The 13124-nt window shown below is 67.1% G+C and carries 17 protein-coding genes; 12 read left to right on the top strand and 5 right to left on the bottom strand.

Annotation, left to right across the window (positions count from 1 at the left end; translation table 11 throughout):
* Nucleotides 1-24 precede the first annotated feature (24 nt).
* Both AC5P9C_RS03910 and AC5P9C_RS03905 read left to right on the top strand, forming a co-directional pair.
* The gene (locus tag AC5P9C_RS03910) at nucleotides 25-780 is read left to right on the top strand and encodes an arginyltransferase (protein WP_005408547.1); all 756 of its coding nucleotides are present in this window, start codon (nucleotides 25-27) and stop codon (nucleotides 778-780) included.
* A gap of 38 nt (nucleotides 781-818) precedes the next feature.
* The gene (locus tag AC5P9C_RS03905) at nucleotides 819-2033 is read left to right on the top strand and encodes an endonuclease/exonuclease/phosphatase family protein (protein ID WP_053462453.1); all 1215 of its coding nucleotides are present in this window, start codon (nucleotides 819-821) and stop codon (nucleotides 2031-2033) included.
* Nucleotides 2034-2146: 113 nt separating this feature from the next.
* On the opposite strand, the gene purT is transcribed toward AC5P9C_RS03905, so the two are convergent.
* Nucleotides 2147-3334, bottom strand: coding sequence for a formate-dependent phosphoribosylglycinamide formyltransferase (purT, locus tag AC5P9C_RS03900; RefSeq protein WP_049464923.1), 1188 nt, complete (start codon nucleotides 3332-3334; stop codon nucleotides 2147-2149).
* Nucleotides 3335-3470: 136 nt separating this feature from the next.
* Here purT and AC5P9C_RS03895 point away from each other — a divergent pair, with 136 nt between their 5' ends.
* From AC5P9C_RS03895 to AC5P9C_RS03875, 5 genes are read left to right on the top strand one after another with little or no spacing between them, the layout of a single operon-like run.
* Nucleotides 3471-4352: an SPFH domain-containing protein gene (locus AC5P9C_RS03895; RefSeq protein WP_064237890.1), complete on the top strand. Its 882-nt coding sequence runs from the start codon at nucleotides 3471-3473 to the stop codon at nucleotides 4350-4352.
* Nucleotides 4353-4397: 45 nt separating this feature from the next.
* Complete coding sequence (locus AC5P9C_RS03890) at nucleotides 4398-4577, top strand: type II toxin-antitoxin system antitoxin (RefSeq protein WP_005408543.1); 180 nt, start codon at nucleotides 4398-4400, stop codon at nucleotides 4575-4577.
* A complete protein-coding gene (locus tag AC5P9C_RS03885; protein WP_049464927.1) occupies nucleotides 4574-4753 on the top strand; it encodes a DUF4177 domain-containing protein in 180 nt (59 codons plus the stop codon). Before AC5P9C_RS03890 ends, AC5P9C_RS03885 begins: the two co-directional genes overlap by 4 nt.
* A gap of 3 nt (nucleotides 4754-4756) precedes the next feature.
* On the top strand, nucleotides 4757-5350 hold the full coding sequence (locus AC5P9C_RS03880) for a PH domain-containing protein (RefSeq protein WP_343540637.1): 594 nt from the start codon (nucleotides 4757-4759) through the stop codon (nucleotides 5348-5350).
* A gap of 9 nt (nucleotides 5351-5359) precedes the next feature.
* The gene (locus AC5P9C_RS03875; RefSeq protein WP_343540635.1) at nucleotides 5360-6169 is read left to right on the top strand and encodes a M15 family metallopeptidase; all 810 of its coding nucleotides are present in this window, start codon (nucleotides 5360-5362) and stop codon (nucleotides 6167-6169) included.
* Between the two features lie 155 nt (nucleotides 6170-6324).
* Here the strand turns inward: AC5P9C_RS03875 and AC5P9C_RS03870 are convergent, their stop codons facing one another.
* The 4 genes from AC5P9C_RS03870 to AC5P9C_RS03855 all read right to left on the bottom strand — a co-directional run bounded on the left by AC5P9C_RS03870 (nucleotide 6325) and on the right by AC5P9C_RS03855 (nucleotide 9945).
* Entirely contained in the window at nucleotides 6325-6696 is a 372-nt protein-coding gene (locus tag AC5P9C_RS03870; RefSeq protein WP_049464934.1) for a DUF423 domain-containing protein, read from the bottom strand.
* 103 nt (nucleotides 6697-6799) lie between these two features.
* Nucleotides 6800-7873: a polyketide cyclase gene (locus AC5P9C_RS03865; RefSeq protein WP_049464936.1), complete on the bottom strand. Its 1074-nt coding sequence runs from the start codon at nucleotides 7871-7873 to the stop codon at nucleotides 6800-6802.
* A gap of 234 nt (nucleotides 7874-8107) precedes the next feature.
* The gene (locus tag AC5P9C_RS03860; protein ID WP_006424175.1) at nucleotides 8108-8749 is read right to left on the bottom strand and encodes a response regulator; all 642 of its coding nucleotides are present in this window, start codon (nucleotides 8747-8749) and stop codon (nucleotides 8108-8110) included.
* Nucleotides 8749-9945 (bottom strand): sensor histidine kinase, encoded by a 1197-nt coding sequence (locus AC5P9C_RS03855; RefSeq protein ID WP_049464938.1) that lies wholly within the window; start codon nucleotides 9943-9945, stop codon nucleotides 8749-8751. The genes AC5P9C_RS03860 and AC5P9C_RS03855 overlap by 1 nt, the downstream gene beginning before the upstream one ends.
* A gap of 151 nt (nucleotides 9946-10096) precedes the next feature.
* Here AC5P9C_RS03855 and AC5P9C_RS03850 point away from each other — a divergent pair, with 151 nt between their 5' ends.
* From AC5P9C_RS03850 to AC5P9C_RS03830, 5 genes are read left to right on the top strand one after another with little or no spacing between them, the layout of a single operon-like run.
* Complete coding sequence (locus AC5P9C_RS03850) at nucleotides 10097-10693, top strand: GNAT family N-acetyltransferase (RefSeq protein ID WP_005415684.1); 597 nt, start codon at nucleotides 10097-10099, stop codon at nucleotides 10691-10693.
* Nucleotides 10639-11484 (top strand): septum site-determining protein MinC, encoded by an 846-nt coding sequence (gene minC, locus AC5P9C_RS03845; protein WP_049464940.1) that lies wholly within the window; start codon nucleotides 10639-10641, stop codon nucleotides 11482-11484. Before AC5P9C_RS03850 ends, minC begins: the two co-directional genes overlap by 55 nt.
* Before the next feature lie 35 nt (nucleotides 11485-11519).
* Nucleotides 11520-12329: a septum site-determining protein MinD gene (minD, locus tag AC5P9C_RS03840; protein ID WP_006424120.1), complete on the top strand. Its 810-nt coding sequence runs from the start codon at nucleotides 11520-11522 to the stop codon at nucleotides 12327-12329.
* Nucleotides 12330-12331: 2 nt separating this feature from the next.
* A complete protein-coding gene (gene minE, locus AC5P9C_RS03835) occupies nucleotides 12332-12592 on the top strand; it encodes a cell division topological specificity factor MinE (protein ID WP_005408532.1) in 261 nt (86 codons plus the stop codon).
* 46 nt (nucleotides 12593-12638) lie between these two features.
* Nucleotides 12639-13118, top strand: coding sequence for a hypothetical protein (locus AC5P9C_RS03830; protein WP_014036355.1), 480 nt, complete (start codon nucleotides 12639-12641; stop codon nucleotides 13116-13118).
* Nucleotides 13119-13124 lie beyond the last annotated feature (6 nt).

The raw sequence follows: 13124 nt of genomic DNA, 5'->3' as shown, positions 1-13124 counted from the left end.
ACGGGCTGGGGCTATGCTGTGTCCATGGCGATCCATGGCGACAGAGACGACGAACTGCGACTTTTCCAGACCGGCGAGCACCCTTGCGGGTACTGGTCGGACCGGGTGGCACGCGACCTGGTGCTGGACCCGAACGACCGCCGCCTCGGCGCGCTCTATCCACTGGCACTGAGCTGGGGCTTCCGCCGCAGTGGCGACCTGGTGTACCGGCCGCACTGCGCGCACTGCCAGGCCTGCGTCGCAGTGCGGATCCCGGTGGCACGCTTCGCTCCGGACCGCAGCCAGCGCCGCTGCGCCGCCCGCAATGCCGACCTGGAGGTGCGGATCACCGCCGCCACCGCCCGCGACGACCTGTTCGCGCTGTATCACCGCTACCTCACCCACCGCCACGCCAACGGCGGCATGGACGACCACGGCCCGCACGAGTTCGAGCAGTTCCTGATCGGCAGCTGGTCGCACACCCGCTTCATGGAGATGCGCCTGCCCGGCCACGACGGCCAGCCCAGCCAGCTGCTGGGGGTGGCGGTGACCGACGTCACCGAGCACGGGCTGTCGGCGGTCTACACCTTCTTCGACCCGGACCACGCCGCGCGCGGGCTGGGCACCTTCGCGATCCTGCAGCAGATCGAATGGGCACGCCGCGAGGGGCTGCCGCACGTGTATCTGGGCTACTGGATCCGCGGCCACCAGAAGATGGACTACAAGCGCCGCTTCCATCCGCTGGAGGCGTATGACGGCCGCCGCTGGCACGATTTCGACAATGATCTGGACGGGCGCTGACAAACCGCTGACACCGGGCCGGGTGCACAATACGGCCCATGAACATGACCCGACGCCATCCCCTGATCCTCGCCCTGGCCCTGCTCTGCGGCGCCACGGCCCCTGCCTTCGCCACGTCCCCTGCGATGACCGAAAAGCCGTCCGCTGCGCTGCGCCTGGCCACCTACAACACCTCGCTGTACTCCGATGACGCCGGCGGCCTGATCAAGGAGCTGGAAGGCGATAGCGAGCACGCGCGCAAGATCGCCGCGGTGCTGCAGCAGGTGCGCCCGGACCTGGTGCTGCTGAACGAGTTCGACTTCGACGATGCCCATCGCGCCGCCGACCTGTTCCAGAAGCGCTACCTGGAAGTGGCCCAGCCCGGTGGCGGCAAGCCGCTGCACTTCGCCTACCGCTACCTGGCCCCGGTGAACACCGGCGTGCCCAGCGGCCTGGACCTGGACAACAACGGCGTGGTCGGCGGCGAAGGCCGCAGCCGTGGCAATGACGCGTGGGGCTACGGCCTGCACCCGGGCCAGTACGGCATGCTGGTACTGTCGCGCTACCCGATCGATGAAGCCAAGGTGCGCAGCTTCCAGCTGCTGAAGTGGAGCGCGATGCCCGGTGCGATCCGCCCGGTCGACCCACGTACCGGCCAGAGCTTTTACAACGATCATGTGTGGTCGCAGCTGCGCCTGTCGTCGAAGTCGCATTGGGACGTGCCGGTGAAGACCCCGGCCGGCGTGGTGCACGCGCTGGTTTCGCACCCGACCCCGCCGGTGTTCGATGGCCCGGAAAAGCGCAACGCGGCGCGCAACCATGACGAACTGCGCCTGTGGCAGGAATACCTGTCCAAAGGTGACAAGCCCTGGCTGTGCGACGACAAGGGCCAGTGCGGCGGCCTGGCGCAGGATGCGCGCTTTGTGATCCTCGGCGACCTCAACAATGACCCGGCCGATGGCGATGGCCGCCATGAGGCGATCGTCGAGCTGATCGAGAACGCCCGCGTGCTGCGCTACCCCACCCCGCGCAGCGTCGGCGGCGAGCAGACCAGCCTGGCCTATGCGGCCAAGGGCATCGAGCGCAAGGGCGCACCGTTCCACGCCACCGGCGATTTCGGCCCGAAGTCCGGCACGATGCGCCTGGACTACGTGCTGCCATCGACCGGTTTCGAGTACGTGGGCAGCGGCATCTTCTGGCCGGCCAATGAGAGCCCGGAAGCGAAGATCGCCGACGGCAGCGACCACCACCTGGTGTGGGTGGACGTGCGGTAGCGTCGACTGGGTAGAGTCGACTGTTGGTCGACTGCACGGTGGAAAAAGGGGACGGAGGGGATTAAGTCGTTTGTGGCACAAACGACTTAATCCCCTCCGTCCCCTTTTTTGGTTTACGGGCGCAGTTCGACGCCGATGGCGTCGGCGGCGTCACGCGCGATGGCGCGTGCTTCGTCGATGGTTGCCGCGCGCGCCAGGGTCACGCCGACGCGGCGGTGGCCATGCACGCTCGGCTTGCCGAACAGCCGCACGGCGGTGTCCGGCACCTGCAGTGCGGCGGCGACGTTGTTGAAGTACGGCACGCCCTCGCCGTGTGCCAACAGCGCGCACGAGGCCGACGGGCCGCTCTGGCGGATCACCGGAACCGGCAGGCCAAGGATGGCGCGCGCGTGCAGCGCGAACTCGCTCAGCTCCTGCGATACCAGCGTCACCAGGCCGGTGTCGTGCGGGCGCGGCGACACTTCGCTGAACCACACCTCATCACCCTTCACGAACAGCTCGACACCGAACAGGCCCCAGCCGCCGAGGTCGTCGGTGATCGCGCGCGAAATCTCTTCGGCACGCGCCAGTGCCGCGCTCGACATCGGCTGCGGCTGCCAGCTTTCGCGGTAGTCGCCGTCCTTCTGCAGATGGCCGATCGGCGCGCAGAACGAGGTGCCACCGGCATGGCGCACGGTCAGCAGGGTGATCTCGTAATCGAAGTCGATGAAACCCTCGACGATGCAGCGGCCGGCGCCGGCGCGGCCACCGGTCTGTGCGTACTCCCACGCCGGGGCGATGTCCGCTTCGCTGCGCAGGGTGCTCTGGCCCTTGCCCGAGGACGACATGACCGGCTTGACCACGCACGGCAGGCCGATGGCGGCCACGGCAGCACGGTACTCGGCCTCGGTATCGACGAAGCGGTACGGCGAGGTCGGCAGGCCCAGGGTTTCGGCGGCCAGGCGGCGGATGCCTTCGCGATCCATGGTCAGGCGTGCGGCGCGCGCAGTCGGGATCACCCGCAGGCCCTGCTCCTGCTCCAGCTGGACCAGGGTCTCGGTATGGATGGCCTCGATCTCCGGCACCACCAGGTGCGGCTGCTCCTGGGCGATCAGCGCACGCAGCGCCATGGCATCGAGCATGTCGATCACGTGCGAGCGGTGCGCGACCTGCATGGCCGGGGCATCGGCATAGCGATCGGCGGCGATCACCTCCACGCCCAGCCGCTGCAGCTCGATGGCCACCTCCTTGCCGAGTTCGCCCGAGCCCAGCAGCAGCACGCGGGTGGCGGAGGGGGACAACGGAGTTCCAAGCTTGGCCATGGCGGTTCCAGCAACGGTGTGAAGGCGGAGGGGCATTCTAGCTGGCCGGGCACCCCGGGCAGGGCGTCCGACGAACGGTTGCCCAAATGTGATATCACTTTGATATCTTGAATCGAATCCTCAAGGACGTACCGCCATGAAAGAGAAGTCGCTTGCCTCCCTCAACGGCCTCGGCACGCTGGCCGGTGCCCTGCTCGTCGCCCTCGCCGGCGCTGCCCTGTTCGTACTGGGCGTGGCCGCCAAGGCCAGCACCGGCTCGCCCAACCTGCTGCTGATGCTGCTGGGTGCGCTGCTGGGGGTCCTGGGCGTATTCATCCTGGCCGGCCTGTACACCGTCCAGCCCAACCAGGCCGCGGTGCTGAGCCTGTTCGGCAAGTACGTGGGTACCGTGAAGGACAACGGCCTGCGCTGGAACAACCCCTTCTATGCCAAGCGCCGGGTCAGCCAGCGCGTGCGCAACTTCGAGAGTGGCAAGCTGAAGGTCAACGAGCTCGATGGCAGCCCGATCGAGATCGCCGCGGTGATCGTCTGGCAGGTGGTCGACGCCTCCGAGGCCGTCTACAACGTGGACGACTACGAGAGCTTCGTGCATATCCAGTCCGAATCGGCGTTGCGCGCGATGGCCACCAGTTACCCCTACGACCAGCACGAGGACGGCCAGCTGGCGCTGCGCAGCCACGCCAGCGAGATCTCCCAGCACCTGAAGAACGAACTGGCCGAGCGCCTGGCCGACGCGGGCGTGCAGGTGATCGATGCGCGCATCAGCCACCTGGCCTACGCCGCCGAAATCGCCCAGGCGATGCTGCAGCGGCAACAGGCCAACGCGGTGATCGCCGCGCGCACGCGCATCGTGGCCGGTGCGGTGGGCATGGTCGAAATGGCCCTGGCCGAACTGCAGAAGAACGGCGTGGTTGAGCTGGACGAGGAACGCAAGGCGCACATGGTCAGCAACCTGCTGACCGTGCTGTGCTCGGACCGCGGCACCCAACCGATCGTCAACGCCGGTTCGCTGTACTGAACCACCCTCGCAACGGGGCGCCCCACCGCCCCGCCAGGAGTCTTCATGAGTGAGAAGAAAGCCTATCCGCTGCGCATCAACGCCGAGGTCCTGGCCGCCGCGCAGCGCTGGGCTGACGACGAGCTGCGCAGCCTCAACGCGCAGATCGAGTACGTGCTGCGCGACGCCCTGCGCAAGGCAGGACGCCTGCCAAAACCCACGCCATCGCCGGAGGACAAGGAATGAGCACGCGCTGGAGCTACCAGACCATCGAGGTCAAGACATCCATGATGGGCGTCCTCAAGGCCGAGGACGTCCAGGCCGAGCTGACCCGCCAGGGCCAGCTGGGCTGGGAACTGGTCAACATCATCATCCCGGCACCGATGCGCCCGGCGATGCTGGTGTTCAAGAAGCAGGCCTGAACCATGAGTGCCAGCGATCCGAAGCAGTACGAGGTGGCCGAAAGCTCGCCGTTGCGCGTGCTGTGGATCGTGCTGCCCCTGCTCGCCGCCTTCGTGGCCTGCCTGTATGCGCAGCTGTACAAGGCACCGGCGACGGCACCCTGGATTGAAGTGACGCTGTCGCCGCCCTGGTTCCGGATGGGCGGCAGCGCCGCCTGGAGCCTGCTGGTCATTGCAGCGCTCGGCGTCGGGCTGGGCGCGGCGTTCTTCCGCCGCCGGGTGGAACTGGCCGACGACGTGCTGGACGTGCGCTCGACGATGTACCGCCGCCGTATCCCGGTGACGCAGTTGCGGCTGGACCAGGCCGAGGTGATCGATCTTGGCCGCGACCGCCGCTATGGCATCCGCTTCAAGACCAACGGCTATGCGATGCCGGGCTTCTACTCCGGGCACTTCCGCCTGCAGGGCGGCGGCAAGGGCTTTGCCCTGGTCACCGACCGCAGCCGCGTTCTGGTGCTGCCGGTACGCGACGGCAGCGCGCTGCTGCTCAGCCTGGACCGGCCGCAGGTACTGCTGGACGCACTGCGCAAGGTGGCCGCACCGGCGCCGCGGCAGTAAGCTGCGGCGATGCAACGACGCGCGCCCCTGCTGATCAATACCGAGGCCATCGAGCTGTGGCCCGCCCACCTGCTGCGCGCACGCAGCACCCTGGATGCCCGCCTGCTGTCGCAGGCACAGTGGGTGCTGCGGCGCAAGCGCGATGGCCGCTTCCTGGCGGCGGTGACGACGCATGGCGTGCATTCGCTGGTACCGCGCCTGCCGCGTGAACCCGGGGTCGAGGAGGCTCTGGCGCTGCTCGATGCAGCGGCGGCGCGGCCGTTCGGCGCTGCGCTGCAGGATCAGTGGTTGCCACTGGCGGGCCTGCAGCAGCGCCTGCAGCAGCTGGGCCTGGATGCCCAGCGCTATGCCGACGACAGCGGCCTGCCATTGGAGCCCGAACCGTGCCTGCTGCACTTCGCCGGTCGTGACCGGTTCGGCCGCCCGCTGTGGCTGCGCCGCGGTGCCGCGCAGGGATGGCGGCGGATGCGCCTGCACGCGGCACGGGAGGGCATCGCGCTCGACGCAATCTCCGGCTTCCGCAGCCATGCCTACCAGTTGGGCATCTTCGAGCGGAAGCTGGCACGCGGGCTGAGCGTGGCGGAGATCCTGAAGGTCAATGCCGCACCGGGGTTCAGCGAACACCACAGCGGCCACGCGCTGGACATCGGCACACCGGGCGATGCACCGGCCGAAGAATCATTTGAAGCCACCGACGCGTTCGCCTGGCTACAGGCCCATGCCGGCAGGCATGGCTTCCATCTGAGCTACCCGCGTGACAACCCGCACGGCATCGTCTACGAACCCTGGCACTGGTGCTGGAGACGGGCCAACGGCTGAGCCCCGCGTGGCGCCCGCACGCGGAATGGAACGAGAGAGCAGAGACAAAAGCGGACCGCTTCGCTCGAAGCCGAGCATGGCTCGGCTCTACAGCCGCTGCCGCGCAACGCCCCCATGTAATGCCGGGCCATGCTCGGCTGTACCCCGGATTGCCCTCACCGCCTCAACGCATTGATCGCCAGCAACACCCAGCCGGCCATCATGCTGGTGCCGCCGATCGGCGCCATCCGCGTCGGCCACTGCCACAACGCCCCGCCCACCAGACTGCCGGAAAACAGCAGCACGCCCAGCAGCAGCACGTACAGCGCCAGGTGCGCGATCGCTCCGTGCGCGCGCGGCCCCAGCGCCACCAGCACCGCGCCATGCGCGAACGCATACAGCGCTGCCAGGTTCAGGTGCTGCTGCGCCAGCGGGTCGGCTACGCCGTGCGATGCGTAGGCAGACAGGCCGATCGAGGCAGCGGCCAGCAGCGCACCCACGCAGGCCAGCAGGGACGGCTTACGCGCGCGACGTTCAAGGTTGAACATGAAGGCTCCTTGCGCAGCACCCGTCACCGGGTGCGGAATAAAAAAAACGCGCCGCAGTCAGCGGCGCGTTTTCGTGTCCAACACTACATGGGACAGCCGAGGCTTACTTGACGGCCCAGTAGATGTCGTAGGTACCTTCCGGGGTGAACGACTTGTCGATGCCGTCCTTCCAGGTTTCGTACGGGCGGTCGATGACTTCGTTGCCCGAAGTCACGGCCCAGGCACGCAGGCCGTTGCGGGCCACGTCCAGGCCCGCCATGTGGCCGGTGTAGGCCGCATGCGCCGAACGGTGCGGAGCAACGTGCACGTACTTGACCGGTGCGCCGCCGTCGATCTTGACGGTCAGCTCGTCGGCAGCAGCACCTTCGGCACCCTTCTTCTTCACCGGCTGGGCGATGTCGAAGGCGTACTTCTCCTGGCCGAAGTCGGTGGTGATGATGCGGAACGGACCGGCGGCTTCAAGGCCATTGGCCTCCATCACGCGCTTGATCCACTCCTGGTTGTCCTTGATCGACTTGGTGATGGAATCCTGGCCGCGGTCCACGTTACCAGCGTTGACCACCAGCAGGTTCTCGGCCGGCACTTCCACGATGGCCAGGTCGGTCAGCGGGGCTTCCGGGGTGCGGTAGTCGACGTTCGGAACGCTGGCGAGCATGTTGGCGATGCGCGACAGGCCCAGCTTGATGTCATCGCCGATCTGGCGGCTGACATACAGGCCGGCGTAACGGCCGAACAGGTCGAAGCCGTACTTCACCGAGTAGTCCTGGGTGATCTTGACGTTGCGACCACCCTTGCCGGTCGGCTCCAGGTTGAAGGTGGTGACCTTGTCGTGACCCTTGGTGGCGTCTTCGATGGCGATCACAACACGCTTGTTCTCTTCGGCTTCGGTGATCTTCCAGGAACCGGTACCCAGGTCCTTGGAGTTGAAGTCGAGGGTGGCACCGGTACCGGACGCCGGGCCGGACAGCTTCAGTTCAACGGCGGGATCGCGCAGTACCAGCGGGTTCCAGTCCTTGAAGCGGCGCAGGCTGCTGACCGTGTCGTACACGATCGTCATCTTGCGGTTGGTCTCGATGCTTTCGGTGATGTGACGCTCGCCCGGCAGACATACGCCAATGATGACGAACAGGCCAGCCACGATCCCCAAGGCGATCAGGAACTCGATAATACGGGTCATTCAGAGAGTCTCCGGGGCCGATCCCACGGCCGGGTTGATTGAAGCGAAGCGCCAATCCTAGCAGGCTTCGCGGGCATTGTTTATCGGGATTGGCGCACCGGTTTCCGTGCCGGCTGCGTATTTGTATGGACAAAGAATTCGAAGGGTAACGCATACCGCTGCCCGGCAAGTAGGGGGCAACCTTGGCGGGAACCCCTGGGCGCCACCCAAGTCTTTGTACCAAAAGGATTTTTCTCAGACCAACTGGAGTTCAAACGCCTTCAGTACGGCCCGCGTACGGTCGCGCACGCCCAGCTTGGAGAGGATGTTGGAGACGTGGTTCTTGATGGTGCCCTCGGCCACGCCCAGCGAGTTGGCGATCTCCTTGTTGGAGAAGCCACTGGCCATCAGCCGCAGGATCTCGGTCTCACGGTCGGTCAGCGGGTCCGGCCGGTCCAGGCTGACGAACTCGTTGCGCATGTGCTCCAGGCCGGAGAGCAGCCGCTGGGTCACCGCCGGCTGCACCAGCGAACCGCCATCGGCCACGGTGCGGATGGCACCGACCAGCTGCGCCAGGGTGACATCCTTGAGCAGGTAGCCCTTGGCACCGGCCTTGAGCCCGGCCAGCACCAGCTGGTCATCGTCGAACGTGGTGAGGATGATGGTCGGCGGCAGCTGTTCCTGCCGCGACAGCACCTGCAGGGCCTCCAGGCCCGACATCACCGGCATGCGCATGTCCATGAGCACCACGTCGGGGCGCACCTGAGGTATCAGCTCGACCGCCTGCCGGCCGTCGCCGGCCTCGGCCACCACCTCGATGCCGTCGTCGAGCGCCAGCAGGGAGCGGATTCCCTGCCGCACCAGGGTTTGGTCGTCGACCAGGCAGACGCGAATCATCAACGCACTCCTTCAGGAACCTTGGTAAGGGCGGCCACCAGCACCGTTGCCGGCACCGTTGCCCGCAGCCGGAAGCCTTCACCGGGGCGGGTCTCGATCTGCAGCTGGCCGCCACATTGTTGCAGGCGCTCGCGCATGCCGCGCAAGCCATTGCCCACGTTGACCATATCCGCGCCGACGCCGTCGTCGCGGGCCTCCACCACCACCCGGTCGGGGGCTTCACGGTACACCTTGATCCACAGGTGGCGGGCACTGGCATGGCGCACCGCGTTGGTGATGATCTCCTGGGTGCAGCGCAGCAGCACGTGGGCCCGCTGCGGGTCTTCCACGTTCAGCGGATCCTCGATGTCCAGCTGGATGTCCAGCGAGGGCACGTTCTCGGTCAGCGGGCGCAGCGCCGCCGCCAGGTCGATGGCGCCGGTCTCGCGCAGCTGGCTGACCACTTCGCGCACGTTGCCCAGCAGCAGCTTGGCCAGTGCATGCGAGCGCTTGACGTGGTCCAGCGCCTGGCCCTCGGCCAGGTGGCCGGCCACCTCCAGGTTCAGGGTCAGCGCGGTCAGCTGGTGGCCGAGCAGGTCATGCAGCTCGCGCGAAATGCGGGTGCGCTCGTTGACCCGCGCACTCTCGGCCAGCAGGGCCCGGGTGGCGCGCAGCTCCGAATTGAGCCGGCGCTGCTCGTCGCGGGCCTCGGTCTGCTGTCGCGCGACCAGGCTGGTCACGAAGATGAACATGGAAAAGCCGCCATACAGCAGCGACTGCATCACTGCTTCGAACAGCGGGAAGCGCAGCAGCATGTAGTAGACCGGCGCGACCGCCAGCTGGCTGACCAGCAGCCACAGCACTCCCAACCGCACCGACAGCATCCACGGGATGACCCCGGCGGCCACCATCATCAGGATGCTGCCCAGGCCCGAGCCGCTGAGGAAGCTGACCCCCAGCGCCGAGATCGTCAGCAGCAGCAGCAGGCCACGGTCCAGCCAGCTGGTATGGCTGTCGCTGCGCAGGATGCGGGTGAGCCAGTAATAGGCGGTGCCGAAAGACAGATAGGCGACGAACAGCAGGATCGCCCAGCCGCCCATGTCGCTGCGGCTGTGCAGGTTCTCGAACTGCGAGTAGGCCAGCGGCAGGCCGACCATGACCCAGGTGAACAGGCCGGCCAGACGGAGGACGCGGGTATGGCTGAGGACTCCCAACATGCCAGCACTCTACGGGCCCGGGCTGCCTCGCGCACTCCCACGGAAGTCATGCCTGCCCGGTCGCCTGTTCATGCCGCAGCCCACCCCGGTCATGCAATAATCGTGCGCAGGGTCCCTTGATGGACCAACCGCGTTACCCCACGGAGTCACAATGTCGATTGTCATCCGCGACGTGCGCGAGCACGAGCTCGATTCCGTCCTGGCTTTGAACAACAACGCTGGCCTGGCCATCCTTCCCCTGGATGCGGCACGCCTGCGCCTGTTCTATGAGACCGCTGAGTATTTCCGCGTCGCCGAGCGCGACGGCAACCTGGCCGGCTTCCTGATCGGCTTCGGCAGCGACAGCCAGCACGACAGCAGCAATTTCGCCTGGTTCAAGCAGCAGCTGGACACCCCGTTCTTCTACATCGACCGCATCGTGGTCGCCAGCCGCCGCCGTGGCGGTGGTGTCGGCCGTGCGTTCTACGCCGACGCGCAGAGCTTCGCCGAGCTGCGCTACCCGCAGATGACCTGCGAAGTCTTCCTCGACCATGGCGCCGATGCCGCCCTGCTCTTCCACGGCAGCTTCGGCTTCCGCGAGCTGGGCCAGAACACCATGCCGCAGGTCGATGTGCGCGCCAGCATGCTGGCCAAGGAACTGTGCAGCTACCCCTGGGTCAAGGAGACCTACGGCGGCAAGCTGCCGGATGTGGCATGGACACGCGCCCGGCAACTGCCGGCGCAGGCACAGCGGCCGACGGGGACCTGAGCGTGGCGGTGAATTTCGATTACGAACAGGCCGGTGAACTGAAGATCGGCCAGGTGGGCATCGCCAACCTGCGCATCCGTACCCTTGACGTCGAGCGCCTCGTGCAGGAAATGCGCGAGCGCGTGACCCGCGCCCCGAAGCTGTTCGGCCGCGCCGCAGTGATCCTCGACTTCGGCGGCCTGAGCCAGGTGCCGGACGTGGCCACCGCGCAGGCGCTGGTCGACGGCCTGCGCAGCGCCGGCGTGCTGCCGGTGGCGCTGGCCTATGGCACCAGCGCGATCGACCTGCTCTCGCAGCAGCTCGGCCTGCCGTTGCTCGCCAAGTTCCGCGCGCAGTACGAGCGTGCCGAGGCCGAGCAGGCCCCGCCGCCCCCCGCACCGGAACCGCGCCGGGCAGCCCGTGCCGAGCCGAAGCCGGCCCCGGCAGCGCCGGTGGCCAAGGTGGCCGACGCCGCCGCGCCGCAGCCGGGCCGCATGCAGCTGGGCAACGTGCGTTCGGGCCAGCAGCTGTACGCGGAAAACTGCGACCTGACCGTGATGGCCACCGTCGGCGCCGGCGCCGAGGTCATCGCCGATGGCAGCATCCATATCTACGGGACCCTGCGCGGCCGCGCGCTGGCAGGGGCCCAGGGCAACACCGCGGCACGTATTTTCTGCCGTGATTTCCATGCGGAACTGGTCGCCATTGCAGGCCATTACAAGGTACTGGACGATGTCCCGGACAACCTGCGCGGCAAGGCCGTGCAGGTGTGGCTGGAACAGGACCAGATCAAGATCGCTGCGCTGGACTGACGCAGCACCCAAACAGAATCATCAGGAGAAGTCCTTTGGCTGAAATCATCGTAGTCACCTCCGGCAAGGGCGGCGTCGGCAAGACCACTTCCAGCGCGAGCCTGGCCTGCGGCCTGGCGCGGCGCGGCAAGAAGGTGGCCGTGATCGACTTCGACGTCGGCCTGCGCAACCTCGACCTGATCATGGGCTGCGAACGCCGCGTGGTGTACGACTTCGTCAACGTCGTGCACGGCGAAGCGACCCTCAAGCAGGCCCTGATCAAGGACAAGCGCTTCGACAACCTGTACGTGCTGGCTGCCTCGCAGACCCGCGACAAGGACGCACTGACCCAGGAAGGCGTGGGCAAGGTGCTGAAGGACCTGGCCGCCGATGGCTTCGACTACATCATCTGCGACTCGCCGGCCGGCATCGAGAAGGGCGCCTTCCTGGCGATGTACTTCGCCGACCGCGCGGTGGTGGTGGTGAACCCGGAAGTGTCGTCGGTGCGCGACTCCGACCGCATCATCGGCCTGCTCGATTCGAAGACCCACAAGGCCGAATCCGGCCAGGACGTGCCGGCCTTCCTGCTGCTGACCCGCTACACCCCGGTGCGCGTGGAAAGCGGCGAGATGCTGAGCATCGCCGACGTCGAGGAAGTGCTCGGCCTGAAGGCGATCGGCGTGATCCCCGAATCGGGCGACGTGCTCAACGCCTCCAACAAGGGCGAGCCGGTCATCCTGGATGTCGAATCCGCTGCCGGCCAGGCCTATGAAGACGCCGTCGCGCGCATCCTCGGCGAAGAACGCCCGATGCGCTTCACCAACGTCGAGAAGAAGGGCTTCTTCAGCAAGCTGTTCGGAGGGTAAGCATGGGCCTGTTTGATTTCCTCAAAGCGAAGAAGACCACCGCCGAAACCGCCAAGAACCGCCTGCAGATCATCATCGCGCAGGAACGCAGCCACCGTGGTGGCCCGGACTACCTGCCGCTGCTGCAGCGCGAGCTGCTGGAAGTGATCAAGAAGTACGTGAACATCGACGTCGATGCGGTGAAGGTCGACCTGGTGAAGGATGGCCAGCACGATGTGCTGGACATCTCCGTGGCGCTGCCGGAAGGCCCGGACAAACCCTGATCCCCTGCCCCGCCCGTGCCTGCATGGGCGGGGCTGCCTGACCCGCATGACCGATACGACAACCGCCGTGGACATCACCTGCGTGGGCGACATCGCCTTCGCCGATGCGCAGTGCCTGCTCGCCGCGCATGGCCTGCGGCTGCACCACGTGGCGGCCGGCGAGCCGATTCCCGGCAGCTACTGGGGCGAGCCCGAGGCCGGCATCATCGCCAGCAACGTGTACGTGCGCGACGACACGCCCGTGCACTCGATGCTGCACGAGGCCTGCCACCTGATCGTGCTGCCGCCGGAGCGGCGGGCGCAGGTGCATACCGACGCCACCGACTCGGTGGCCGAGGAAGACGCCACCTGCTACCTGCAGATCGTGCTGGCCGGGCAGCTGCCCGGCGTCGGCAGCCAGCGGCTGATGGCCGACATGGATGCCTGGGGGTATACGTATCGGCTGGGGTCTACGAAAGCGTGGTTCGAGCAGGACGCCGAAGACGCGAAGGCGTGGCTGGTCGAACGCGGCTTGCCGGTGGCGTAGCGCATC

The sequence above is a fragment of the Stenotrophomonas sp. YJH_SMC_10 genome, from assembly GCF_059371555.1.
This window is presented reverse-complemented; position numbering and strand designations above follow the sequence as displayed.

Excerpts from the sequence above, each read along its gene's own strand:
- AC5P9C_RS03910 (WP_005408547.1), top strand. The coding sequence starts at position 25 with ATGGCGATCCATGGCGACAGAGACGACGAACTGCGACTTTTCCAGACC.
- AC5P9C_RS03905 (WP_053462453.1), top strand. The coding sequence starts at position 819 with ATGAACATGACCCGACGCCATCCCCTGATCCTCGCCCTGGCCCTGCTC.
- purT (WP_049464923.1), bottom strand. The coding sequence starts at position 3,334 with ATGGCCAAGCTTGGAACTCCGTTGTCCCCCTCCGCCACCCGCGTGCTG.
- AC5P9C_RS03895 (WP_064237890.1), top strand. The coding sequence starts at position 3,471 with ATGAAAGAGAAGTCGCTTGCCTCCCTCAACGGCCTCGGCACGCTGGCC.
- AC5P9C_RS03890 (WP_005408543.1), top strand. The coding sequence starts at position 4,398 with ATGAGTGAGAAGAAAGCCTATCCGCTGCGCATCAACGCCGAGGTCCTG.
- AC5P9C_RS03885 (WP_049464927.1), top strand. The coding sequence starts at position 4,574 with ATGAGCACGCGCTGGAGCTACCAGACCATCGAGGTCAAGACATCCATG.
- AC5P9C_RS03880 (WP_343540637.1), top strand. The coding sequence starts at position 4,757 with ATGAGTGCCAGCGATCCGAAGCAGTACGAGGTGGCCGAAAGCTCGCCG.
- AC5P9C_RS03875 (WP_343540635.1), top strand. The coding sequence starts at position 5,360 with ATGCAACGACGCGCGCCCCTGCTGATCAATACCGAGGCCATCGAGCTG.
- AC5P9C_RS03870 (WP_049464934.1), bottom strand. The coding sequence starts at position 6,696 with ATGTTCAACCTTGAACGTCGCGCGCGTAAGCCGTCCCTGCTGGCCTGC.
- AC5P9C_RS03865 (WP_049464936.1), bottom strand. The coding sequence starts at position 7,873 with ATGACCCGTATTATCGAGTTCCTGATCGCCTTGGGGATCGTGGCTGGC.
- AC5P9C_RS03860 (WP_006424175.1), bottom strand. The coding sequence starts at position 8,749 with ATGATTCGCGTCTGCCTGGTCGACGACCAAACCCTGGTGCGGCAGGGA.
- AC5P9C_RS03855 (WP_049464938.1), bottom strand. The coding sequence starts at position 9,945 with ATGTTGGGAGTCCTCAGCCATACCCGCGTCCTCCGTCTGGCCGGCCTG.
- AC5P9C_RS03850 (WP_005415684.1), top strand. The coding sequence starts at position 10,097 with ATGTCGATTGTCATCCGCGACGTGCGCGAGCACGAGCTCGATTCCGTC.
- minC (WP_049464940.1), top strand. The coding sequence starts at position 10,639 with ATGGACACGCGCCCGGCAACTGCCGGCGCAGGCACAGCGGCCGACGGG.
- minE (WP_005408532.1), top strand. The coding sequence starts at position 12,332 with ATGGGCCTGTTTGATTTCCTCAAAGCGAAGAAGACCACCGCCGAAACC.
- AC5P9C_RS03830 (WP_014036355.1), top strand. The coding sequence starts at position 12,639 with ATGACCGATACGACAACCGCCGTGGACATCACCTGCGTGGGCGACATC.